Origin of the sequence: Longibacter sp. (assembly GCF_051155795.1) — a bacterium.
GTDB lineage: Bacteria > Bacteroidota > Rhodothermia > Rhodothermales > Salinibacteraceae > Longibacter.
Genome location: NZ_DAXETW010000156.1, coordinates 16,683 through 39,301, shown reverse-complemented (window position 1 = coordinate 39,301; position 22,619 = coordinate 16,683). Strand labels below are relative to the sequence as shown.

The 22,619-nt window shown below is 62.2% G+C and carries 18 protein-coding genes and 1 tRNA gene; 6 read left to right on the top strand and 13 right to left on the bottom strand.

What is annotated here, in order from left to right; translation table 11 throughout:
* Nucleotides 1-260 precede the first annotated feature (260 nt).
* Nucleotides 261-911: a YceI family protein gene (locus ACFCU0_RS15160; protein ID WP_434974523.1), complete on the top strand. Its 651-nt coding sequence runs from the start codon at nt 261-263 to the stop codon at nt 909-911.
* 130 nt (nt 912-1,041) lie between these two features.
* On the opposite strand, the gene ACFCU0_RS15155 is transcribed toward ACFCU0_RS15160, so the two are convergent.
* The 3 genes from ACFCU0_RS15155 to ACFCU0_RS15145 form a co-directional block, all read right to left on the bottom strand.
* Nucleotides 1,042-1,320 (bottom strand): Smr/MutS family protein, encoded by a 279-nt coding sequence (locus tag ACFCU0_RS15155; RefSeq protein WP_434974522.1) that lies wholly within the window; start codon nt 1,318-1,320, stop codon nt 1,042-1,044.
* A 37-nt stretch (nt 1,321-1,357) separates the two neighbouring features.
* Nucleotides 1,358-1,993, bottom strand: a complete 636-nt coding sequence (locus tag ACFCU0_RS15150) for a hypothetical protein (protein ID WP_434974521.1) — start codon at nt 1,991-1,993, stop codon at nt 1,358-1,360.
* Between the two features lie 131 nt (nt 1,994-2,124).
* The gene (locus ACFCU0_RS15145; RefSeq protein WP_434974520.1) at nt 2,125-3,273 is read right to left on the bottom strand and encodes an isoaspartyl peptidase/L-asparaginase family protein; all 1,149 of its coding nucleotides are present in this window, start codon (nt 3,271-3,273) and stop codon (nt 2,125-2,127) included.
* Nucleotides 3,274-3,658: 385 nt separating this feature from the next.
* On the opposite strand from ACFCU0_RS15145, the gene ACFCU0_RS15140 reads away from it, so the two are divergent.
* Entirely contained in the window at nt 3,659-4,318 is a 660-nt protein-coding gene (locus ACFCU0_RS15140) for an RNA polymerase sigma factor (RefSeq protein ID WP_434974519.1), read from the top strand.
* Between the two features lie 142 nt (nt 4,319-4,460).
* Here the strand turns inward: ACFCU0_RS15140 and ACFCU0_RS15135 are convergent, their stop codons facing one another.
* The 3 genes from ACFCU0_RS15135 to ACFCU0_RS15125 form a co-directional block, all read right to left on the bottom strand.
* Nucleotides 4,461-7,217, bottom strand: coding sequence for an AAA family ATPase (locus ACFCU0_RS15135; RefSeq protein ID WP_434974518.1), 2,757 nt, complete (start codon nt 7,215-7,217; stop codon nt 4,461-4,463).
* A 57-nt stretch (nt 7,218-7,274) separates the two neighbouring features.
* The gene (locus ACFCU0_RS15130) at nt 7,275-8,528 is read right to left on the bottom strand and encodes a metallophosphoesterase (protein ID WP_434974517.1); all 1,254 of its coding nucleotides are present in this window, start codon (nt 8,526-8,528) and stop codon (nt 7,275-7,277) included.
* A 123-nt stretch (nt 8,529-8,651) separates the two neighbouring features.
* Nucleotides 8,652-9,455: a DUF481 domain-containing protein gene (locus tag ACFCU0_RS15125; RefSeq protein ID WP_434974516.1), complete on the bottom strand. Its 804-nt coding sequence runs from the start codon at nt 9,453-9,455 to the stop codon at nt 8,652-8,654.
* Between the two features lie 616 nt (nt 9,456-10,071).
* Here ACFCU0_RS15125 and ACFCU0_RS15120 point away from each other — a divergent pair.
* Nucleotides 10,072-10,476 carry an STAS/SEC14 domain-containing protein gene (locus ACFCU0_RS15120; RefSeq protein WP_434974515.1) on the top strand — a complete coding sequence of 135 codons (405 nt, stop codon included), beginning with the start codon at nt 10,072-10,074 and terminating at the stop codon, nt 10,474-10,476.
* 166 nt (nt 10,477-10,642) lie between these two features.
* On the opposite strand, the gene ACFCU0_RS15115 is transcribed toward ACFCU0_RS15120, so the two are convergent.
* Both ACFCU0_RS15115 and ACFCU0_RS15110 read right to left on the bottom strand, forming a co-directional pair.
* The gene (locus ACFCU0_RS15115) at nt 10,643-10,876 is read right to left on the bottom strand and encodes a hypothetical protein (RefSeq protein WP_434974514.1); all 234 of its coding nucleotides are present in this window, start codon (nt 10,874-10,876) and stop codon (nt 10,643-10,645) included.
* 88 nt (nt 10,877-10,964) lie between these two features.
* A tRNA-Thr gene (locus tag ACFCU0_RS15110) sits at nt 10,965-11,037 on the bottom strand.
* A gap of 194 nt (nt 11,038-11,231) precedes the next feature.
* Here ACFCU0_RS15110 and ACFCU0_RS15105 point away from each other — a divergent pair.
* The 3 genes from ACFCU0_RS15105 (at nt 11,232) to ACFCU0_RS15095 (ending at nt 15,123) form a co-directional block, all read left to right on the top strand.
* Nucleotides 11,232-11,963 (top strand): ATP-binding cassette domain-containing protein, encoded by a 732-nt coding sequence (locus ACFCU0_RS15105; protein WP_434974513.1) that lies wholly within the window; start codon nt 11,232-11,234, stop codon nt 11,961-11,963.
* A 37-nt stretch (nt 11,964-12,000) separates the two neighbouring features.
* Nucleotides 12,001-13,524 (top strand): ABC transporter permease/substrate-binding protein, encoded by a 1,524-nt coding sequence (locus ACFCU0_RS15100; RefSeq protein WP_434974512.1) that lies wholly within the window; start codon nt 12,001-12,003, stop codon nt 13,522-13,524.
* A gap of 93 nt (nt 13,525-13,617) precedes the next feature.
* A complete protein-coding gene (locus ACFCU0_RS15095; protein WP_434974511.1) occupies nt 13,618-15,123 on the top strand; it encodes a carboxypeptidase M32 in 1,506 nt (501 codons plus the stop codon).
* Nucleotides 15,124-15,166: 43 nt separating this feature from the next.
* Here ACFCU0_RS15095 and ACFCU0_RS15090 read toward each other — a convergent pair whose 3' ends face one another.
* From ACFCU0_RS15090 to ACFCU0_RS15070, 5 genes are all read right to left on the bottom strand, one after another.
* Nucleotides 15,167-15,619, bottom strand: a complete 453-nt coding sequence (locus tag ACFCU0_RS15090; RefSeq protein ID WP_434974510.1) for a hypothetical protein — start codon at nt 15,617-15,619, stop codon at nt 15,167-15,169.
* Nucleotides 15,620-16,000: 381 nt separating this feature from the next.
* Nucleotides 16,001-17,521: an ATP-binding protein gene (locus tag ACFCU0_RS15085; protein WP_434974509.1), complete on the bottom strand. Its 1,521-nt coding sequence runs from the start codon at nt 17,519-17,521 to the stop codon at nt 16,001-16,003.
* Between the two features lie 67 nt (nt 17,522-17,588).
* Nucleotides 17,589-18,323 (bottom strand): response regulator transcription factor, encoded by a 735-nt coding sequence (locus ACFCU0_RS15080; protein ID WP_434974508.1) that lies wholly within the window; start codon nt 18,321-18,323, stop codon nt 17,589-17,591.
* Between the two features lie 285 nt (nt 18,324-18,608).
* Nucleotides 18,609-20,327 (bottom strand): hypothetical protein, encoded by a 1,719-nt coding sequence (locus ACFCU0_RS15075; RefSeq protein WP_434974507.1) that lies wholly within the window; start codon nt 20,325-20,327, stop codon nt 18,609-18,611.
* Between the two features lie 479 nt (nt 20,328-20,806).
* Nucleotides 20,807-22,534 (bottom strand): hypothetical protein, encoded by a 1,728-nt coding sequence (locus ACFCU0_RS15070; protein ID WP_434974506.1) that lies wholly within the window; start codon nt 22,532-22,534, stop codon nt 20,807-20,809.
* Between the last annotated feature and the right edge of the window lie 85 nt (nt 22,535-22,619).

Sequence of the window (22,619 nt, the reverse complement as noted above, 5' to 3'; positions counted from 1 at the left end):
TCGACCGCTTCAACATCGCGGGCGGCCTGCTCTTCAACCTGTAGTCCCGTCTGATGCAGCGTCCATGTGCGCTTGTTGCACATGACCGCACATTGCAGCATCTCCGACTCGCGGCTCCCTCCAGGGCCGCGAGTTTTTTTTTGGTACGCTAGATATCTCTTTGCGTAACGCCGGGCCTCGCTTCCATACGGATGTCGCAGCATCGGGACACGTGCCGTGCACCGATGTGATCGATACCTATTATACATCCCGTTTGCGCCATGACTCAGCGACTGTCCGTTGCGACTGCGATCCTTTCGCTCCTTCTCTTTTCAGGCTTTGCATTCCTCCAGACCAATCCCGCCGCTTCGACCGAAGAGGTCGACATCCGTTCGGACGAACCCGTGGCGTGGACCCTCGACGAAGCGCATAGTGAAGTCCGTTTCCGTGTTCGCCATCTGGCGATCAGCAGCGTGACCGGGTTTTTCCGTGACTTCGACGCGTCCGTCACCATGACGCCGGACGACCTGTCGACCCTGTCCGCATCGGCGAACGCCCGGATTCAGAGCATTGACACGGGTAACACGGACCGGGACGACCATCTTCGGTCGCCGGATTTCTTCGATGCGGAGCGATTTCCCGAAATGTCGTTCGAAAGCACGGGCGTCAGCGACGTAAACGGCGAGGCGTTCACGCTGAACGGCCGCCTCACCATCCGCGATGTGACCCGCACCGTATCGTTCGATGGCACAATGATCGGGACGGCGGTTGGTCCGAAAGGGAAACAGCGCGCTGCGATTGCTGCAGAGACGGTCATCAACCGAAAAGACTTTGGCCTTACCTGGAATAAGTTGACAGAAGCCGGTGGTGTCATTGTGGGGGACGACGTAACCATCGAACTGGACGTCCAGCTGGTCCGGGCGGACGTGTAAGGGACGTCGATCCCGCGCCCATCGGCCGGGGTTATAAAATAACGCCGGGACGTCGCCTTCCGGCTGCGTCCCGGCGTATACATTCGTCGCCGAATCTGTCTTGTCCCGGTGATACCGTAGATCCGGCGCCTCAGCCTGACTGACCGGTCGGGGCGAGGTAGGCAATGGTCGCGCCCCAGGAACTGGCGTCCTTGGCGGTCTCGTAGCGCGTCACCGAATCCGTCCGGTCGAGGATGGCACGCACGCTTCGGCGCAACTGCCCCGACCCCTTGCCGTGAATGATGCGAACGCGGAGAATGCCCTTTTCGCGGCACACCCGCAGGTACTCGGGTACCAGCTCACCGATCTCGGACGGCTCGAACACGTGAAGGTCCAGCACGCCATCGATCGGGTATTCCTGTGCATCCATGGTCAGAGCCTTAAGGATTCGTCCAACGGCGTGACGCTTACTCACGAGGCGACGGAGGCGTCATTGGGAGGTTAAAGTGCTCGGCGACGTCGTAGTAGTTCTGCCAGTCCACCTCCGGATAGTTGTTCTGCAGCGCTTCCAGTTGGGACATGGACGTCGACTTGGCCGCAGCGACCGCCGACGAGAACGGGTCTCCCTCGAGAACGACGACGCGGACGTCTCGATCGACCGCGAAGTCAAGCGCGAAGGGGGCGGATCCTTCGTAGAAGATCTGCACGAGACCCGTATCGAACGCGTAGCCGAACGTGAGGGTGTAGTCGACCGCGTCAACGTCCTGCGACTCCTCGCCGTATGTGTACGGCATCGCCGTGAGCGTATTATTGCTTTCGAAATAATAGCACATCACGATGCCGTTCGTGAGAACGTTCGAGGTGATCTCCGGGGCATCGTAATTCTCGAACAGAACCAGACCGTTGGGCCCCACCTGCGCGGTTTCGGTGTCAAAGATAACGTCAAAGCTGGTCACCGCGGCTCCGGGCGGTCCCTCCGGGCCGCGCGGTCCGGGTGGTCCGGGTTGTCCCGGCGGTCCGGCCGGGCCCTCATCGCAGCCAGTCAGCAGGATCAGGAACGCAAAGAGAGAGGCAAACAGAGAGAGTCGCATGCGAGAGATCATGGCAGGGAAAGGTTGGATGAATCGGAGATACCGGATGGAACGAACGCGACGGACCGCGGCATCTTCTCCGCGTGTTATGATAGACGCGGCGACCCGCCCAATCGTAACGCTCGATCGTGAATGCGTTAGGGCTAATCACGCGACGCCTCTACCTCCTCACTGTAGATTTTGACGACGACGTTGCCGTTGGTATCTACGTAGCCGCGGTACATTCCCGGTGTATTGAACGGCATGGAAATGTTGCCTTCACGGTCGAGCGCAATCACGCCGCCGGAGCCGCCCTCCCCGATGGACGGCAACTCCTCCATGACGACGGAGCGCGCCGCGCCCTGCAGGGACTCCCCGCCGTACCGCATCCGGGCTGCGATGTCGTGTGCGACCACCCCGCGCATGAAGTACTCGCCGTGTCCGGTCGCCGACACGCCGCATGTTTCATTGTGTGCGTACGTACCCGCCCCGATGATGGGCGAATCGCCAACCCGTCCCCAGCGCTTGTTCGTCATCCCCCCGGTGGACGTGCCTGCCGAAATCGTTCCCTCCCGATCGAGGGCCACGGCGCCGACCGTGCCGAACTTGCTGATGTCGGGCGTTTCTGCGGATCCGGTGGTCCCTGCCTCGCCGTCACCCGTTTCGGTCTCTCCCTCCATGCCGTCGCCCGGCTCATCGAGTTGCGTTTCCTCGCGGGACAGGGCATCGCGGAGCTGCTGCCGTCGCCGTTCGGTGTAGAAGTACTCGTTCGCAACTGGCTCAAAGCCCTGCGACTGTGCGAAGGCCTCCGCTCCCTCACCGGACATCATCACGTGTCGCGAGTGATCCAGGATCGCCCGCGCTAGGCGAATCGGGTTCTTCACGGTCGAGACCCCGGTCAGCGCCCCGGCACTGCGGGTGCCGCCATGCATGATGGACGCGTCGTGCTCAACCGTCCCATCGTGCGTAAAGACCGCCCCCCGCCCGGCGTTGAACAGAGGCGAGTCCTCCAGAATCACAAGCGTTTCGACGACCGCGTCCAGGCTGCTGCCCCCATTTTCGAGTACCGCGTATCCGGCGTCGAGCGCGGAGGCAAGCGCCTCACGGATTGCCGTTTCCTTTTCATCGGTCATGTTTTCGGGAAGGATTGTCCCCGCCCCCCCGTGGACGACAATAGCGATCGGCGCATCCGTGTCCATCATCGTTTCCGTGGTCCGGGCGTCTTGAGCAGATGACGACGGTGCGGTAGCGACGAGAAGACCTGTCGTCACCAGAAGAGCGATACAGAGAGCACGCACAGATGAAGTCATCATGAAGGAGTATAAACAGTTTAACGGGTCGGCGAGCGCGTGTAACGTACGACAGCGCGTCAGGAATCGCGAAATCAGTGGCCGCACGAAGATTTTCCCGCCATAACGGCGGCAAAGGGAGAACCCGATGGAACCTCTACGACGGAATGGCAGGAGAAACGATCGATTTCACAACCATTTCCGGCGGGAACCCCCATCGGTTCCTGGCTGGACTGTATTTTGCAGCACAATAATCAACGCAGGACGGACGTTCGGGAACATGTGTCCGAATGCCTGATTCGTAACAAATTGTGTTTGCGTTTCGGGTGGATGTCGACCAGATTAAGACATCCGGTCACAGGTTTGCGACCATCAGACTTTTTTAGCAGCAACACAGCGCACGGTATACATGGCGAAGGACAAAGCGGAAATCGTTACCCAGAAAACCCAGGACAAGTCGGCGTTCAGCCAGTACGAGGCCCTGCAGGAAATGAGCGACGAGGATCTTATGTCGCAGTTCCAGGCCGGTACGGTGGAGGCCTTCAACATTCTGGTGGAGCGGTACTCGGACCGCCTGATGCAGTACCTGTATCGTTTCCTCGGTGATATGAAACGGTGCGAGGATCTACTGCAGGAGACGTTTCTCCGGGTGCACCGCAACCGGCATTCCTACCGCCGGATTGCCAAGTTTTCCACGTGGCTCTACACCATTGCTGGAAACCTGGCCCGGTCGGAATATCGCAAGCGGAAGCGCCGCCGGATGCAGTCCATCCAGTCGGTGAACCGCGACAACGAAGAGTATGAAATGGAAATCCCGGATGAGTCGTTCTCCCCGGACAAGCACGCGGAGAGCACCATCCAGGACCACTACATCCAGGAGGCGATGAACGAGATCCCGCCGGCCTTCCGCGAGGTCGTGGTGCTGCGTGACATCCAGCAGCTCGCCTACGACGAGATTGCGGAAATTACGGGACTCCCGATGGGCACGGTCAAGAGCCGCATCAACCGCGGCCGTACGAAGCTCCAGGCCCTGCTCAAGGATGTGTATCCGTTCGAGACGGAATCCTGACGCCGGGACGTACCCGACCGGAGTACCGTTCTTCGCCGAACGACGCTCGACGCCGGATCCCACAGGGGTCCGGCGTTTTTTATTGCCCCGCGTGAGATGTCGAGAACTTGATGACATCCCCCCTCCCCGCGCATGGGGCACCTCACGCAAGGCCGCCGAGGTCCACGTCGACGGCATCAAGGTGGGATGAGACCTCCCGCGCAAAGTGCGGGTGGCAGGTGAAGAAGAAAATCTGCCGTCGCTCGGCCATCTGCGCGAGTACGTCCAGCGCGCCGCGGCGACGTTCCTGGTCCCAGTTAACGAAGACCTCGTCCAGGAAAAGGGGCAGCGGGTCGCGTCCGTCGTCGAGGTGGTCGACAATAGCCAGGCGGATGGCGAGATACATCTGGTCGAGCGTTCCCTGACTCAGCGGTGGCGCCACCGTCACCGGCATCGTGCCGTTGGCAGCGTACGTCACCAGGCGCTGTCCATCGTCCTGCAATTCCAGCCGCTCGTACCGGCCGCGCGTCACGGTCGACACGATCGCCGAGGCGCGCCGAATCACGTCTGGCTGGTGCTTCTGGCGAAAGTCTGCGTCCGCCGTTCGAATAATGCCCGCGAGGAGCATCAGCCTGTCCCGCTCGCGCCGAACGTCTGCCAGCCGCCGGTCGACCTCGGCCTGCTCGCTCTCGATCTCCGCCACGGTGGGCTCTTCCAGCAAATGGGCGAGGTCCTTCCGAAGTCCCTCCCGCTCGACCGTCTTCTCCTGCAGATCCGTTGTAATCTCGTCGAGGCGCTGCGACATGCGGGCAACCTCCTCATCGGAGAACGTCCATTCTTCTTCCTCATCAAGCGCCTCGATTTCGGCCTGTCGCTGTTCCCAGTCCGGGTACTCGCTATGCAGCGTGTCCCGCGTCATCTCCGCGCGGTCGCGAGCGTTGCGGCGACCCTGCAGGATCTCGATGCCCCGGTCCAGGCGTTCCTCCACTGATTCCGCCGCGTCCACTTCCGGCGGTCCATCGGGCGAGGAGCCGGAGGATCCATCCGATTCAGCAAGCTCGATCAGGAGCGTTCGCGTTTCCTCGAGTCGGCGGTCCAGCTCCCGGTATTGTTCGTCCAGTTCGGCCACCGTCTCGCGAAGATCTGGGAGGTCCCGGTCGGCCGCTTCGGCTGCTTCGACGCGTTCCTCTGCCCGGTCGAGGCGGTTTTCCAGTGCGCCGATCACATCCGGGACCTCGCCGGCGGCCGCCGATTCGCTCATGCCGCAGTTCTCCGCAAGGTCTCGGACGCTCGAGACGGCCTGTTGGACCGCCTCTTCCGTGCGCTCGGCCTTCTGCGACCGCTCGTCGTAGGCGTGCGCTGCTTCCTGGAGCATCCGAAGGTCATCGACCAGGTCCGAGCCCGGGCGATCCGTACGCGCATCCGGCAGCGGGATCCCGGCCACCAAGTTCGCTACCGATGCCGCCCGCGCCTCGGCCTCGTCCTGCTTGCGATCCAGCTCCAGGGCCTCCCGCTGCGCTCGTTTGTTTTCGTTCTTCTGATGCGCCAGAACGGCCTGCCAGAGTCCGACCACGGAGATCACCGCGCCAACCGCAGGCAGACCGGCCACGGGCGGCGTGAACCACGCCGTCAGAACCCCCATGACGGCACCGGCCACGGCCACCGCGATCCAGATGCCGAGCGGCGCGCCGGCTCCGGCCTGAACGTCGAGCGTCTCCGCCGTCGACCGCGCTTCGCGCACATCCTGGTGAGCCCGTTCAAACGCGCGGATGCGCTCGCGAAGGTCCGCCATTGAGAGCCGGCGAACGGGCTCTGCGTACCGCTCGTCCCAGCCGCCGTCGAGGATGCCGCCCGCCGCCTCAAGCCGTCGTCGCGCCTCCTCCGCTGCCCGGCGCGCGTCCTCCGCCTGCGCCTGCCGGTTCTGCAACACCTCGACCCGCTTCGACCAACCACGCACCTGCGTCGCGTGCTCCAGTACCTGGTGATCCGCTTCGGTAGGGGCAGACGCCGCTCGCTCCAGCGCCTGGAGCGCCTCCCGCTTCTCCGATCGACGAAGGCCGATGTCGGTCCGCTGGGCCTCAAGCGAATCGATGAGGTCGCGCGGGTTCTCCGGTAAGGACGTGTACGGCGAGAGGTCGCCGGCTTCGGCCTCCAGCTCCTCGACATTCTTCAACAGGCGCCGGACAGGGGCGAGTCGCTCTGCCCGATTCTGCCGCGCGGTCAACTCAAGCTTCTCCTCCTTCATCGACTGAATCTCGTCATCCAGCCGATCGATGTCCGCGGACAGGGACCGGATCTGCCGATCGCGCTCCCGGGCGACCCGAGCATCCTCGCGGAGCTTGCGCCGGCGGCGGGCGAGTTGCTTGGCCACGGGTTTGCCGCGGTTGTCTGTTCGCCACAGATCCGTGGCCTCATCCTCCAGTTCGTCGATGACAGTTCTTGCCGGCCGGATGTGGTCGACACTCAGCGATCCCAGCAGTCGATCCTGCACCTCACCCCACGCCGCCCCTTCGAGGCGCACTAGGTCGTCCAGTTGCAGGGCGTAGACGGACTCGAACACCGACCGAGGCACGTGCTGCGCAGCCGGAATCGTCCGGTTGCGAAGGTCAACGCTTTCGCCGTTTCGCACCAGACTGCCCTGAGGCGCACTTCGGAGCCGTCGCGATACCGTAGCCGGATCCTCCCCGCCCCGACGAAACGACACCCGGCCCTCAATTGCCCGACCGGAATGCGGCTGGTACATATGCTTGTCGGCATCCGTCGGGTAGATGCCATACAGCATGGTGCGGAGGAAATGAAAGAACGACGTTTTGCCCGCTTCGTTGTCGCCGTGAACGACAACGACGGGATGATCGATGGTCTCCAGTGAAACGTCTTCGAAAGGGCCGAACGCATCGATATGACACGACTGAATACGCATGTACGGAACGTCCGTCGGGGGAATTGCGGGAAAAGGAGTGGCAGGGGTGCCCATCGTTTATCGGGCGTCGCGTTGCACCAGGCGTGCGATTGCTTCACGGTCCAGCGAACCGAGCAACTCGCGGATGGCCGCCCGGTCGGCCTCATCATCGAGGGACGCCCAGACGTCGGGCGAGACCTCCGCCAGGACGGTGTCGTCTTCGGCGGCCCGGCGGATCAGATCCAGCACCTCGCCGGCCAAATGGACCTCCCCGCGAAATCGCTCGACGTCCACCGGAGGCGTCAGGTCACGGATCTGCACGTCTACGTCGAGAACGCCGAGGTGGTCGCACAGGACGGCTTCCAACTCATCGACGGCGTCGGCGTCGTCCAGCTCCGGTGCGAGCGGCGACGGCCCCGAGAGTTCGAAGCGAACCAGCACGTCGCGCAGGGCGGGCGTGTCGGTCGGTCCGTCGTCCAGGCGTTCGACGAGCTGCGAACGCGCAACCTCTTCGAGCTCGCGCAGCGTCGCAACGCTTCCGAGGTCGTCCAGCACGACCGTTTCCCAGCGCGTCCGGGCGAACGGAACGGGCGTCACCGCGGGCGGCTGTCCGGCCTCGACCTCGACGAGAAGTCCGCCCTTGGCTCCCGTCTCCCGAGGCGAGCGCCCCTGCAGGTTCCCGGCATACCAGACGGTCCCCGCGTCGTCGACCGCCTGCTGCTGATGGATGTGGCCGAGCGCCCAGTAGTCGTACCCGGCAGCGTGAAGATCGTCGAGCGAGCACGGCGCGTACCGGTCATGGGCGTCAACCTGGGCGGCACCGGTCACGTGCGCATGGAGGACACCGACGTGCGGCACGTCCGGATCCTCGCGGCCCGGAAAGTCCGCAGCCAGGTTTCGCCCTTCTCGACGGGACGCGTGCCCGGCTGCCGTCACATGCGCGACGACGGCGCCGTCGGGGCCGGTCAGATCGATCGTTTCCGGCTCTGGTCGGTCGACATAGATGAACGTTTCTGGCCAGGCAATGCGTGATGCTCGAAAGCCGTCGCCTCCGGGGTCGTGGTTTCCGGTGGTGTAAATCACCGGGATGCCGGCCTCGTGTAATCGCTCCGCCTGTGCGACCAGAAACGCCTCCGTGGTGAAGCTGAGGCGATCGTCGTCGAACAGGTCGCCTGCGATTAGCACCACATCCACCGGTTCACGCACGGCCACGTCGACGGCACGCTCCAGAGCGGATCGAAGCGAGGCCCGCAGGGTCGTCCTCAGATCATGCGTGCGGCCTTCGAATGCGGTGTCGAGATGCACGTCGGCAAGGTGAAGGAGTCGGATCATCAGTGATGGAGGTGAATGAATTGCAAATCGACGCGATCGACGCCACACGGGCTTAGACGGCCGTTTGCGTCGACCGGACCCGGCCTAAAACGTTCAACCTTCATGCCGATGCAGCGTCGGTTCTTAGAACGAAACCTGAAGCCCGTTGCGCAGCGTAACGTCCAGATCCTCAATGTTTTCCGGCGGGCGGCTATCGTAGTAGAGCTGAAGCCCGACGCGCAGGAGTACGTGCTTCGTGATGCTGACCGCGATAACGGCTTCGTTCAGAACCCGGACATCCTCCGGCTCTCCAGCGCGCGGCTGCACGTATACCGTGTTCAGCAGGAAGGTGGTTTCCGATATGCGCAGCCGGACATTGACGTAATTGCTCCATCGAAGGGTTGTGGTGGATGCCGGGTGGTTGACGATGCGGCCTCCGTCGAGGTTTTCGACCTCCAGCATAGGCGTCGTTCCCTGAAACACCTTGACAAACTCCGTATCGACGTACTGAAATCGTAGACCCAGACCGAACAGCAGGCGAAGCTGAAGCAGCGTGAATCCGTTTTCCTCGACCTGCGTGAAGGACTCGGGCGAGAGCCACGGAGTCAGGCGATAGGAATAGCGAACATGGGCGAACGCGCGATCTCGAAAGCGCTCGCCGTCCTCCTCGCCATACCGGACGTCCGTCGTCAGAAATGCGTAGTGCCGCCCGCTCCGCAGATCGATTCGGGCTCGGGCACCAACCTCAAAGAGATCCGCGTTTCCCGCTTGCACGACGGCGTCGGCACCCAGCGTCGTTTCAACCCCGTCGACATCCAGGGCACGCATTTTCTCCGTATTCACCTGTGCCCACGTCGGGGAGGAGAAACCCAGCAGCACAGCACCCAGAAGAGCGACGACCGCCGGCAGGAGCCGGTCGACGGCCGGATACAGTGAGATCGGGTTCAACGAGTCGGCTCGCAGGGTCGGTGGAAGGGCGTAAACGGTGCCGTGGGGAGGATACGGATGACAGGCAAAAAAAGAAGCCGCGCCTCGGAATGGGAGACGTGGCTGAACCACGGGCGGCGAATCGCGGTGCTCGTTGCAGGAGGTGCGGCCGCCGCCCGGGGCGTGTCAGAAAACAGAAGATAGCGAAAACGTCGTGCACGGCATCTCGCCAGATTTCATCACGCGACCTGGCCCATGATGGCCATGATCACGAAAAACCCGACCAGGATGCCGGCGGCGATCATAATTTGACGCTTCACACGCTTATTCATGGTTCCAGGAGCGTTGATGTGAAGATCACTCTGAACTTGCCCGGACCGGCATCATGCCAGAATGCAGTCTGCCGGTCCCCGGACTGGGCAAGGTAGTTCACACAATTCACATGGTCGACAATTTCTTACTGTTTTTCAAGTCGATGGGTCCGTTTTCGCGGTCTAAACGGCGAAATCACGGTATTGAGTGCCCGCCCCGCTCAACGCTCGTCTCGAAAATGTTGCGTTTACAACACAACGGGAACGTAGGCCGGGCATTTAGGCTGTGTCGTAATGCTATGCTATACACGCCATCCTGACGCTTTATGCACGAGATTATCGACGTTCCCGGTGAAAACGTGGCTGGGGTCATCCTCGGTGACACGCTCACGGAAGACGACTTCAACACGGTCTACCCGTACGTCAAAGATCAAGTGGAACGGCACAACACGGTCCGCCTGCTTTTCGAACTGGACGGTGTCGACGGCTGGGAGCCGGAAGAGGTCTGGGAAGACTTTATGTTTGACGTGCGCCACGCCCGCGACGTGGATCGGATTGCCGTTCTGACAGACGATGAACCGTGGGAACCGCTGATGGACCGGTTCGATCTCGCGTTCCCGAGCGCCCATCTCGAGATGTACGCGACCGGTGACCGCGATGATGCCGTCGCCTGGCTGAACGGCGAGGATCTGGAGGTGGACGTGCCGTCGCCGAAGGGTCAGGAGCAGTAATCCGGTCGCGCACAACCGGATACCGCACGCGTCCTCCCACAAGCCGGTTCTGCGCCCTCGCAGGACCGGCTTTCCTACTACCTCCGCGATAAACGGACGGCAGGAACCGAATGGCGCGCGACGGCTCGACCGCGACCGACCGCGAACAGCAGCGGACCGGCCGGTACTACTGCCGCTGAAGACGCCGTGCGTGGTCTTCACCTGCGGGCGTGCAGGCGATGCAGTCTCCCCGCTCAGACACAATCACGAGTCCCGCTCCGTCGAGCCCTCGGACAAGATCCTGCACCTGCCGGGGGCCCGCTCCGACAGCCGCCGCGAGATGATAGACGTCCGCATCCCCGGCCTGGTGGACGGCGATGAGGACATCCTTCTCGTCATCACTCAACTGGAAGTCCGGCACGGAAAGGGGCTGACAGGAAAGAAAGCGGCGGACGCGTGCATATACAAAACGTCCTGCCTCGCAGATCATGCGAAACAGGACGAAGGAGAGCCAACGACCGGACTCGAACCGGTGACCTGTCCCTTACGAGGGGACTGCTCTACCAACTGAGCTACGTTGGCTGATCAAAACATGTCAGCAGCACAGCACACTGTTTTTTTTTGCTGCCCGGTGCCGAATGTAGGACTGGTTTCACGACCTGTCAACCAACAGGATCCCCGGGCCCATCGGTTTCACGGTCGATTAATGGATGTCGATTCACCGGCGATATCCCTTCTTCTGCCGGTCTATTCTCCCCGCAATCCCCTCCTTTCTAATGATCCGCCTGCACAGACTGACGAAGACGTACGGCGAGGTCGTCGCCGTCGACGACGTGTCACTGGACATGGCGGCCGCAAAGACGACGGTGTTGATCGGACCGAGCGGCTGCGGGAAGTCGACGCTGCTTCGCCTGATCAACGGACTGATCCCCGCCGACGCAGGGACCGTGTCCGTAGACGGGCAATCAATCACCCCGGACGCACCGCCCCGCCTGCGCCACCGGATGGGCTACGTGATCCAGGACGGTGGACTGTTTCCTCACCTGACCGGTCGCGGGAACGTCGCGATTCTGGCCCGCCACCTCGACTGGCCCTCCGAGCGGATCCGCAGCCGAATGTCGGAGCTCGCAGAGCTGGTTCAGCTTCCGATAGATCGACTCGAACAGTACCCGAACGAACTCTCAGGCGGGCAGCGACAGCGCGTCAGCCTGATGCGGGCGCTCATGCTTGACCCCGACGTCCTCCTGCTCGACGAGCCCCTCGGCGCTCTGGACCCGATGATTCGCGCCGATCTTCAATCCGACCTGCGAGACATCTTTCGTTCGCTCGACAAAACCGTCGTTTTCGTCACGCATGACCTGAGCGAAGCGGCGTATGTTGCAGATGAGGTCGTGCTCCTCCGAAACGGTCGGATCGAGCAGTCCGGTTCGATGGACGACCTGCTGCATGCGCCCGCGTCCGAGTTCGCCCGCACCTTCGTTCAGGCGCAGCGGTCGAGCCTCGTATAGCCTCTCCCCTCCTCCCCGATCGGTTCCCCCGCCGCGCATGATCCGTACGATCGCATTTCTCCTCCTGAGCGCTGCCCTCTTCACGGCTCCGCCGCCCGATACACACGCACGCCCCGACACGACCGGTCACAACGCGTCGTCGGACACCACGCTCGTCGTCGGATCGAAGAAGTTTACCGAGAATGTGATCCTCGGGTGGATGGCCACCCAGCTCTGGCGAAGCTCCGGACTTGCGGCCGATCACCGCGCGGAGCTCGGCGGATCCCGTTTCCTGTGGGAGGCGCTTGTCCGTGGCGATATTGATGCGTATCCGGAGTACACCGGAACGCTCGTCCAGGAAATCCTCTCCGTTACCGACGTCACCCGCTCGACGCTCGAGGAAACGCTCGCGGAATACGGGGTCTCCACAACAGAGCCACTGGGATTTAACAACACCTACGCCATCGGTATGCGAGCCGACCATGCCGATTCCCTTGGCATAAAGTCGATTTCAGACCTGCGGCGCTATCCCGATCTTCGCCTCGGGTTCTCGAATGAATTCATGGATCGCGGCGACGGGTGGCCGTCGCTCAAAGCGGCATACGACCTTCCGCACGAGGCCCGCGGCATCGATCACGACCTCGCGTATCGGGGCCTCCGGGCCGGGCAAATCGACGTCATCGACTTCTACTCGACCGACGCCGAAATCGGGGCGTACGATCTCCGGGTGCTGGACGACTCCCGCAACCACTTTCCGGAGTATCGCGCCCTGTTCCTCTACCGGGCGGAGCTTGACGAGCAGGCTCCGGAGGCCATTCGGCAATTGCGGCGCCTGGAGAACCGCCTTCCCGCCGACACGATGCAGCAGCTGAATAAGCAAGCAAAGATAGACGGCATTCCGGAGCAACGCGTCGCCGCACGGTTACTGAACCAAACGTTCGACCTTGCGGAAACCGTGACGGCATCGACGACCTCGTGGGTCGAGCGTCTTGAGACGCGATCGGTGGAGCACCTCATCCTTGTCGGGCTGTCGCTCGGTCTGGCCATTCTTCTTGGAATCCCGCTCGGCATCATCGCCGCCAACGTCCGCATCGTTGGGCCGAGCGTCCTCCTCCTCGTCGGCGTAATGTACACCGTCCCGGCACTCGCGCTCCTGGCAGTGATGGTCCCGCTCGTGGGCCTCGGACGGACACCCGCTGTCATCGCGCTGTTTCTCTACAGCCTTCTTCCGATCGTGTGGAATACCTACACGGGCCTGAACGACATCGCACGCTCTCTGCGCGAGTCGGCGGAGGCGCTGGGTCTGACGCGCATGGCGCAGCTCTTTCGCGTGGAGCTTCCCATCGCGGCTCGATCCATTCTCGCCGGCATCAAGATCGCCGCCGTGATCAACATTGGCACGGCGACGCTCGGTGCGCTGATCGGCGCCGGCGGATACGGACAACCGATCCTGACCGGCATTCGACGCGCCGATCTCGGGCTCATCCTGGAAGGAACCGTCCCGGCCGCGGTTCTGACCATTCTTGTTCTCGGTACCCTCGAAGCGACCGAACGATTCGTGCTTCCGCGCGGACTTCGCTAACGCGCACACGGCACTGCGAACCTCTGTATCAAACGCGATGTTCTTTTTCTCCAATCCCCTCCCCTCCCTTCCGAACCCACTGCCCGTCTTTTCATGAGTACCGCGCTGGCCGACCTGAAAGCCCGACTCGGGCGTATCGAAGATCTCAAGGCTGCCTCGAACGTCCTGTCCTGGGACCAGGAAACGTACATGCCGCCCGGTGGCGCCGAGGCCCGGGCCCAACAACTCTCCACTCTACAAACGCTGGCGCACGAGCAATTCGTCGCGGACGAAACGGGAACGCTTCTCGACCGCGCGGAACGCAACCTCGACGGTGCCGACCCGCTCGGGGACGATGCCAGCCTTATCCGGGTGACGCGACGGGACTACGAGCGGGATCGGAAGCTCCCCACCTCGCTCGTTGCCGAGATGTCGAAGACCGTTTCCGAGGCAAAACAGGCCTGGAAGGCGGCCCGCGCGAACGACGACTTCGGCCGGTTCGCGCCGCTTCTTCGCCGGATCGTGAATCTCAACCTTCAGAAAGCCGAGGCCCTCGGTTACGAGTCGGAGCCTTACGACGCGCTGCTTGATGAGTACGAGCCGGGGATGGAGACCGCCACGGTGGCAGACACATTCGAAAAGCTGCGCGAGGACTTGGTCCCGATCGTGGACGCCATCGCCGCATCGCAGGCGCTCGACAATGCGGTGTTGCACCGCACCTTCCCGGTCGAAAAGCAGAAGCAGTTCGCGCACGAGGTCATCAAGGACCTGGGGTACGACTTCGATCGGGGAAGGGAAGACGTATCCGCGCACCCGTTCACGACGTCGTTTTCGACGGGCGATGTTCGCCTCACCACTCGGTATAACGAGTCGTACTTTCCGGCGGCCTTCTTCTCGACGCTCCATGAAGCCGGCCACGGTCTCTACGAGCAGGGCATTGACGACGCCCTCGACCGCACCCCGCTCGCGGAGGGGACGTCACTCGGCATGCACGAATCCCAGTCGCGTCTCTACGAAAACCTGGTGGGGCGAAGCCGTGCCTTCTGGTCTCACTACTTCACCCCCCTCAAAGAAGCCTTCCCGGATGCTCTCGGCGACACGGACCTGGACACGTTTTACCGGGCCATCAATCGAGTCGAGCCGTCGCTGATCCGCGTAGAAGCCGACGAGGTCACGTACAATCTGCACATCATGCTCCGGTTCGAGCTCGAGCGCGGGCTCATCAACCAGGACATCGACGTCGACGCCCTGCCGGAGCTCTGGAGGGAAAAGATGGAGGACTACCTCGGGGTCGTGCCGGACACCGATGCCGACGGCGTGTTGCAGGACGTGCATTGGTCGCTCGGCGCGATCGGATACTTTCCCACGTATGCACTCGGCAACCTGATGTCAGTCCAGTTGATGGAGCAAATTCGAGAGGACCATCCAGGCCTGGACGAGGACCTGGCCGGCGGTCGCTTCGGTCCGCTTCTAGACTGGCTGCGGGCGCACGTTCATCAGCACGGACGCAAGATCACGGCCCCGGATCTTCTACAACGGATAACCGGCGAGGAATTGAGCGCGGAGCCGTGGCTGGCGTACGTTCGCTCCAAATTCGGATCAGTCTACGACCTGGGCTGAGCCCATCTTCGTGTTCGGGAAAAGCGCCCCGGTGTCGAGGCGTTTACTCACGCGTGTGGCGGAGCACGACGTCGGTCTTGCGGAGTCGGGAGCCAACTTGAAGCAGCAGCCGATCATCGAGGTAATGCAGCAGGCATGACCGGGCTGTTTGCGTATCGAGATTCGCCGCGGCGGCGTGTCGGAAGAAGTCCGCAAACGTGAAGGAGACCGGCAGGCGGTAATAGAGGTCCGCGGCCGCCGCTGGAGCAGACTCCCCGCCCCCGGTCCGACGGGCCTCGGCCGCGCGACGTTCACCTATGGCCCGGTAGAGCCGGACCAGGGTTGCCTCGCGACGGAGCGAGCGATTTTCCTTCATGAGCCGGTCGTTCTCACGTTGCACCCGCTCCAGTTCCGCGCGCAGGTGTGCAACGTCCGACTTCAGGACGGACGCCGGGATCGTCGATGGACTCGTCAGTGCGGAGACCCGGTCCGTGTCTGTGTTGTTGGAAGACGTCATCGCTGGGCCTCGTCGTCTACTCGTGGGGAAGAGCGCGGTCCCGCATGCGGCCGATGCTGTTGGATTCTTTCAGATGGATTGCACCACAAATAAGCGATGGTGTAAATCTTCGGCCATCGCCTCTTCTCCGCCGCGCGGGTATACACTGGCGCACCAAATCATGCACCAGTGCCTCTCTCGCCGGGGACTTATGACGCAAGGTTGATCGGCTGGCTCTGTATCTCGTGCTCTTCTGGATGTGAGCCTGGAGCAACCTTGCCGCTAAGCGTCGCGCACGAGCCTTTGGGGCCGGGTTGTGCCCCTTCTGCGCTGCGGTTGGTAATGTGTGGGAAAGCTGAGTATCCGGCGCCATCGGGTCCAATCCCCCTGACACGGTTCATCCTACCCGTCGACGACGGGGAGATCAAACCAGAAGGTGGTGCCTCGACCGACATCGCTCTTCACCTGAAGCGTTTCGCCGTGCAGGTCCACGATCGTGTGGGCAATGGCCAGTCCGAGCCCGGCTCCACCACGATCCCGGTCCCGGCTCTTGTCCACCCGGTAAAAGCGCTCAAACACGTGAGGCACATCATCCTCGGGAATGCCGGGGCCGGTGTCCCGGACGAACAGGCGGATTCGATCGGGGGTCGCACCATCAGGGGGCGCACCATCGGGGGGCGCACCACCGTCCTCGTCCCCGGTCTCCGTCACCGACATCCCGACGCGGACGGTTCCTCCGGCCGGCGTGTAGTGGATCGCGTTGTCGATGAGATTAGTGAGCACACGCTCCATGAGTCCAATATCGGCGTGCGTCCGGACGCGCCGGTCCGGCAGCTCAGCCTGCAGGTCGACATCCTCCGCCTCCGCCCGCGGCCGGTACTGAAGGACGACATCCTGCACGAGTTCGGCGAGCGGGAAGGCCTCGGGCTCCGGTTGGATCTGTTTCGTCTCGAGCTTCGACAGTTCGAAAAGGCTGCCAACGAGCGAATTCAGGCGCTGTGCGTTTCGAAGTGCCGTCTCCACGTACCGGCGTCGTTCAGCCGGGTCGAGGTCGCCGTCCTTGATCGACACCGTCTCTAGGTAGCCCTGGATCGACGAAAGGGGGCTCCGGAGATCATGCGATACGTTTGCCACCAGCTCACGCCGCATCCGGTCGGCGTCTCGAAGGTCCTTCATGGTATCGACCAGCGTGTCCGCCATCTGATTGAAACACTCGGCGAGGCGTCCGATTTCGTCGCTCGACCGGACCGTCATGCGCTGTTTGAAGTCGCCACGCTCAAATCGGGAGACGACGTTCTGCATCGCGCGGAGTCGCTGCGTGAGCCGCCGGAAGAAGAAAAGACCGAGGCCCGCCGTGGTGAAAAGCACCAGCGCAAGACCGCGAAGCGCTGTCTGAACAATGTAGCTGTCACCGAGCATCCGCGCCGTGCTTGCGTACTGCTCACTTCCCAGGATGATATAGAGGTAGCAGTCCCGCTGCCCCATGGCGTCGATGTGAGCGACCGAGAACGGCTTATGCCCGTCCGGGTCGCGCGGATCGTCTCCCAGGATGGGTAGTTCCTCTCCGCTCATAAACTGACGAATCGGCTCCATCGCGACCGCCGACCGTTTCATGCTGGCCTCGGGGACCCCGAACGATGCTTTCAGGCCCCCGTCGTCGTCGAGCAGATAGATCTCGATGCGACGATTGATGCCGGTCATGTCCTCAATCTCCGCCTCGATGGCCTCGTACTCGACACGGTCCTCAAGGAGCGGCTCGAAGCGGGGTACGAGCTCTTCCGCCAGGGTCCGATTGAGCTTCTGCTCCACCTCGTCGGCGTACTGCTGCGCCGCCCGCACACCCAGCGTCGCGATGATCACGCCGAGGCCGACGATCAGCAGTAGGAAGAGGGCACTCAGCTTTGCGTAAAAACTATGGAGCATGGCCGTAGAAGTTGAACGATTGCGACGGATGCACCTGTCAGGGTCTTCCAGCCTTGGAACGGGCCGATCACTCCGCGTCCCGGGGCGCCGTCAGCTCTTCAGGCTCTGCGAACCGATACCCGACGCCCCAGACGGTCCGGACGTAGATTGGATTTGAGGGATCCGGCTCCAGCTTATTGCGGAGACGATTAATGTGGGTGTTGACCGTGTGGGAGTATCCGCTGTACTGGTATCCCCATACGTCTTCGAGAAGCTCTTGCCGGCTGTAGACGCGTCCGGGATTCCGTGCGAACAGAAGCAGGAGTTCGTACTCTTTCCCCGTCAGATCCACGGCTTCGCCGCCCCGCGACACTTTTCGCTTCGTCGGCTCGATCCTCAGGGGACCGACGGTGATCGGCTGCGTGCTGTCGGACGCCGCCTCGTGGTCCACCTCGATGCGCCTAAAAACAGCCTTCACGCGTGCCAGCACCTCACGGATACTGAACGGTTTGGTGATGTAATCATCCGCGCCCAGCTCAAGACCGAGCACTTTATCTACCTCTTCAGTTTTGGCCGTGATCATGAGTACGGGTTTCGACCGATCGCGGGCCCGTAGATCGCGGCAGATGTCAAACCCGTCGGTTCCCGGCAACATGATGTCCAGGATCACGAGATCGTGGCTGCCGTCGAGAGCGCGCTCCCGACCTGCATCCCCGTCCTCTACGACCTCCACATCATAACCGGCGTCCGATAGATGAAGTAATAACAGATCCGCGATGTCCGAATCGTCTTCGACGAGCAGGATGGATTTCGTGCGACCCATGGCTGGGATGAGACGTATCGTTAAGACGCAGAGAGAGCGTTTCCGGTCGGCGGCCGACCGTGATGCGCTCGGTCAAGCACCAGAGAGCGAGGAGCCGTGTCCCGTATGGTGTCTCAGACACCGCGAGCGTTACGCCCGCGCCCCGGTAACGGAGCGGCCCCTGTTGCTCCAGACCGGATTCAGCCCGCGGTAGGGAGCACCTGCCACGAATGTGAAACGGGCGATCTCGTCATGAGATCGCCCGTTCATGCTGATCGCTGTGCGTCGTCCCGTTATATCGGTGAATCAGGGTGCCGCTCCGAGCACCGCGACGGGAACGGCCGTCACCGGTCGGTCGAGCTGGACGGTTTCCATGCGGCCGTCGGGGGTTTGCCGCACGATGGTTTTCTGTGGTCGGGCATATCGATAGGCGATAACCACCGTATCGGACATCTCAATCGCAATGAAGCGGTCCGTCGTCGCGTGATCGATGACGCGCTGGGACAGTTCGGTCGTTTCCACCTGCGCACCGTCACCGCCATACACTGGCACCGTCGCGTTTTCCCGAAGCGTTTCTCGGAGCATGTCGCCCAGGGTGGACGGCTGGGTCGGCGCAGGCACGTGCGGCTCAACGACCGGCAGGTCGTCGATGTTGATGCCGATCGATTGCATCCATTCGGCATCTTCGTCGGCCCAGCAGAAGCCGTCCCCGGACGGGCTGTCATCGGCGAGGTCGTCGCGATCCGTCTCCGGGGCGTGGTGCTCGGGCGTGGTGGGATGGTCGGGCGACGCGCTGGCTGCCGGAGGATGTGGGATCAGGCGTCCCTCCTCGGGCATCCGAACGTCCAGGCGATGACGCGGGTCGGTGCCTGGTGCCGCTTCCGATGTTCCGTCACGATGGGCGTGCGCAGGAACGCGCCCTTCAAACAGGCCCGTGCCGTCGTAATGGCGCCGCGCGGCACTTCCGATGAACTGAAGGACGACCGACACGCCTACGGCGATGGAGAGAAGCATCCAGAAGGAGTACGGGCCCTCCTGCATCGGAGCACCGAAGACGGATGCGTAAGTCGCCGACGCCTCCCGGTAAATCGTGTCCGGAGCCTCGTCATCCATCGCCGCGAGCTGTTGCAGCGCTTCGCGGGCGACGTCCATATCATTCGCACTGGCGGCAATTTGCACCTGCACGTTCAGCAGGTATGGGAGATACCGCCGTTGACCGGACGTTCGGATATGATCAGCGAGGTTAGACGTGATCTGAAGCGCCTCGCTGTACCGGCCCTGGTCGCTACGGATCAGTGCCTGACGGTACTCGGACTGGAACTGGGTCCACTGGTCGCCGAGTTTCTGGCCGAGCGCAGCCGCCTCCTCGATGAGTGCTAGTGCTTGTCGGTGTTCTCCTCGAGCACGTGCAATGAGAAACTCGTTGCTGAGCTGACTTCGGCGCGCATCAACTCGTGCGGTACCAGAGAGCCTCTCTGCTGCATTCGTACCCTTCTCCTGGTGTCGTAGTGCTTGCTGCCAGCGTCCACATTGATTCGGGTCCGGAGCCGTCGCACCTGCGCCTTGTTCGTCACAGCCGATCATTAGTGCGGCAGCGGCCGTGAAGTGGAGTTTTGCTTCGATCGCCTCACCGCCATCGAAATCCTGTTCTTTTAACGCTTCGAGGGCATTATTTGCCGTTCTAAGCGCAGATTGGGGATTCCCAACACGGATCTGTAGCAGCGCAAGCGAACGCTCGTTGTTGAATCGGTGCAAAGGATCGATGCCCTCGGACTCCAGGGCCGCGAGGTTGAAGTAGTGAACACTCAATGCGTCCTTTCCGAGTGAAAGCGCCGCGTGTGCGGCACTTTCAAGGACATACGGTACGTAGGTCTGATTCTGCTGGATGACGTTTTTTTCCAGTACATCCCGTGCGACGTCAAGCGCCTCCCGATTTCGATTAAGCTGTCGCAGAGCATCCGTCTCTGCTACGTAGGTATATTCGAATCGATCGCGTGCGCCATCTCCCAGGCATGTACGGGCCATTCGGGCATCCCGCACGACCTGTTCCCATTCTTCCGCTTGCCATGCCGGATAAATGCGATCGTAGACCGTTTCACACGACGCTTGTATATCCGAACCATTCGCCCATACATTATGGGGTATCATCATCACCCCAATCAAGACGACAACAGAAAGTATGGATACCGTGCGCATTACGTCCGAGAGGTCGAAGTTGAGCAGTATCATTGTAAATCAGCAACCGGCACCGAGCGATCCGGACGTGCCGGATGACAACCCGATTCCGCCGCCCCCGTCGGATGCAACTGTCTAGCCGTGTGGCTGACGAGTGCGTGAGCCGGTACGCAGGCAATAGCACGTGACAGTATTATACGAACGAGTAGGTGCATCGTCAATGTTTTTCTCGTATGTATCTGCTGTCTTAGCTAATTGACAAACGTATACGATTCAGTGTTATAAGATCCCGGCTTCGCGAACCGGTAAATCTCATACAGGACGGTAAATCATGCCTGTATCAGGGCAATCGGGACGCCCATGATTCGGTCCGCAGGACGCCAATCGATGCGTTTGTCTTCGCCGACGTGGATGATCTTCTCACCAGGTGCGTTCAACCGGTAAAAAAGGACGACCCCCGCATCAACCTGAAGGCCAAAGAGGCGGTTCTTCGTAAACGTGTCTGACAGTCGCTCAGGAATTTGCACGGGGGGACGCTTGTGTCCCTCGTCGTCCACGCACTCGACGTTGACGTTTGTACTACCCGACACCGGGTCCGATGCGTTCGGGCCCGGTGTTTTGTTGTTAGCGTCATTCGACCCCGGATCCGGACAGGCCCCTGGCGACGCGACAGCGACGGACATCTTCTTCGGGAACTCGAGGACGACGGTTCCCGGGGTCTCTTCCTCATCGCTCGTGGCATCCCCCTCCCATCGGTCCACGCGATCCATCACGTCTTGCGGGCTGACATTCGACCGGATGTGCTCCACCAGGCTGCCGGGATCGATCGGCACCCAGGCGTCTTCCCCTTTCGCGGTGTCCCGAACGTACAGCCTCGGACGCGACGCATTCTCGCTACGCTGCCGTAGGACCAGGCTCCATCCCCCGGTCATGACCATAACGAGCAGCGCGATTAAGCCCCAGGTCTCCACGGAATACCCCCCGGTCGCCGAGGATTTCACGACGGCCCGGAGCGCACGCTGGTGCTCACGGTGGGCTCCCTCGGAGCGGAGCTGCTGCATCGCTTTCTGCGCGCGTTTCACCTCGCCGATCGACGCCGCCGTCTCGGCCAGCCCGGCCAGTGCGGTGGCCCGGAAGTACGGATATGCGCGGCTCGCCTCGGCGAGCGCCTCAAACGCAGTCATCGCCTTCGTGCTATTCCCCCGGCGCCGGTCAATTTCGGCGACGACGTGTTGCACGCGCAGTGACAGCTTTCGACCATCCGCATCTGAAGCCCGGCGTTGCGCCCGTTCAATGGCTGCCTGTGCCCGTTGGAGATGGCCCGAAGCGTCCGCCACGACCGCCTCTGCGAGGTTAAGCTCAACCTGAAACGGTACGCGAAGTTGCGGACCGATGCCGTAGATATCGATCTCTCGTGCAGACGCAAGCGCGGTCCTCGCCTTCTCCAACATCTCGTCCCCGTCCGAGTCCCTTAGAATCGAGAGCGTGTGGAACCGAAGATGTGCCCTGTGCCACTCACAGCGTGCGATTCGCGTCGAGGCACCGCTCCGTGCCTCGGTAAGCACCGCTCGTGCCGACCCGAGAAGATCGATCACCTCACCGAGGGTGCCGGAATGCATCTGGACGCCGGCAAGACGGATCGTCGCCGTTGCCTGAACAGGGTCTGAGAGATGACGGCTGTAGTATCGTGCGAGGTGAGCATAGTGCAGCGCGAGATCCGACCGGTGAAGGTCCGTTGCCGCATCCCGTGCCATGGCGGTGACGTCGTGGACCGCCGTACTGTCGAGGCGCTGCCAGTGCCCGTCGAGCACGTCGGTGGCCCGACGTAGCACGTCCGCATGATCCCCTCGCGTATAGGCCCGGCGAAGGTCCGCGGTAACGTCGCCATTTTCCGTGGCGGGAGAACGCTCTGCCGACCGATTGAGCGGCGCCTCCGGATCCCGGCGCATCTCGCGAGCGGCGTTCGCACGAGGAGCAAACGGGCTTACGGTCGCCTGCACCCGTTGCCCACCCCGATCGATGCGCTCCTGAACGGCCGCATCCGATGCGCTGGGCATCAGCAGAAGGAGTACAGCAACGGCCTGCCCGCACACCAACCAACAATGACTCGAAGGCTCGATCACGACACTACAGATCAGTGAA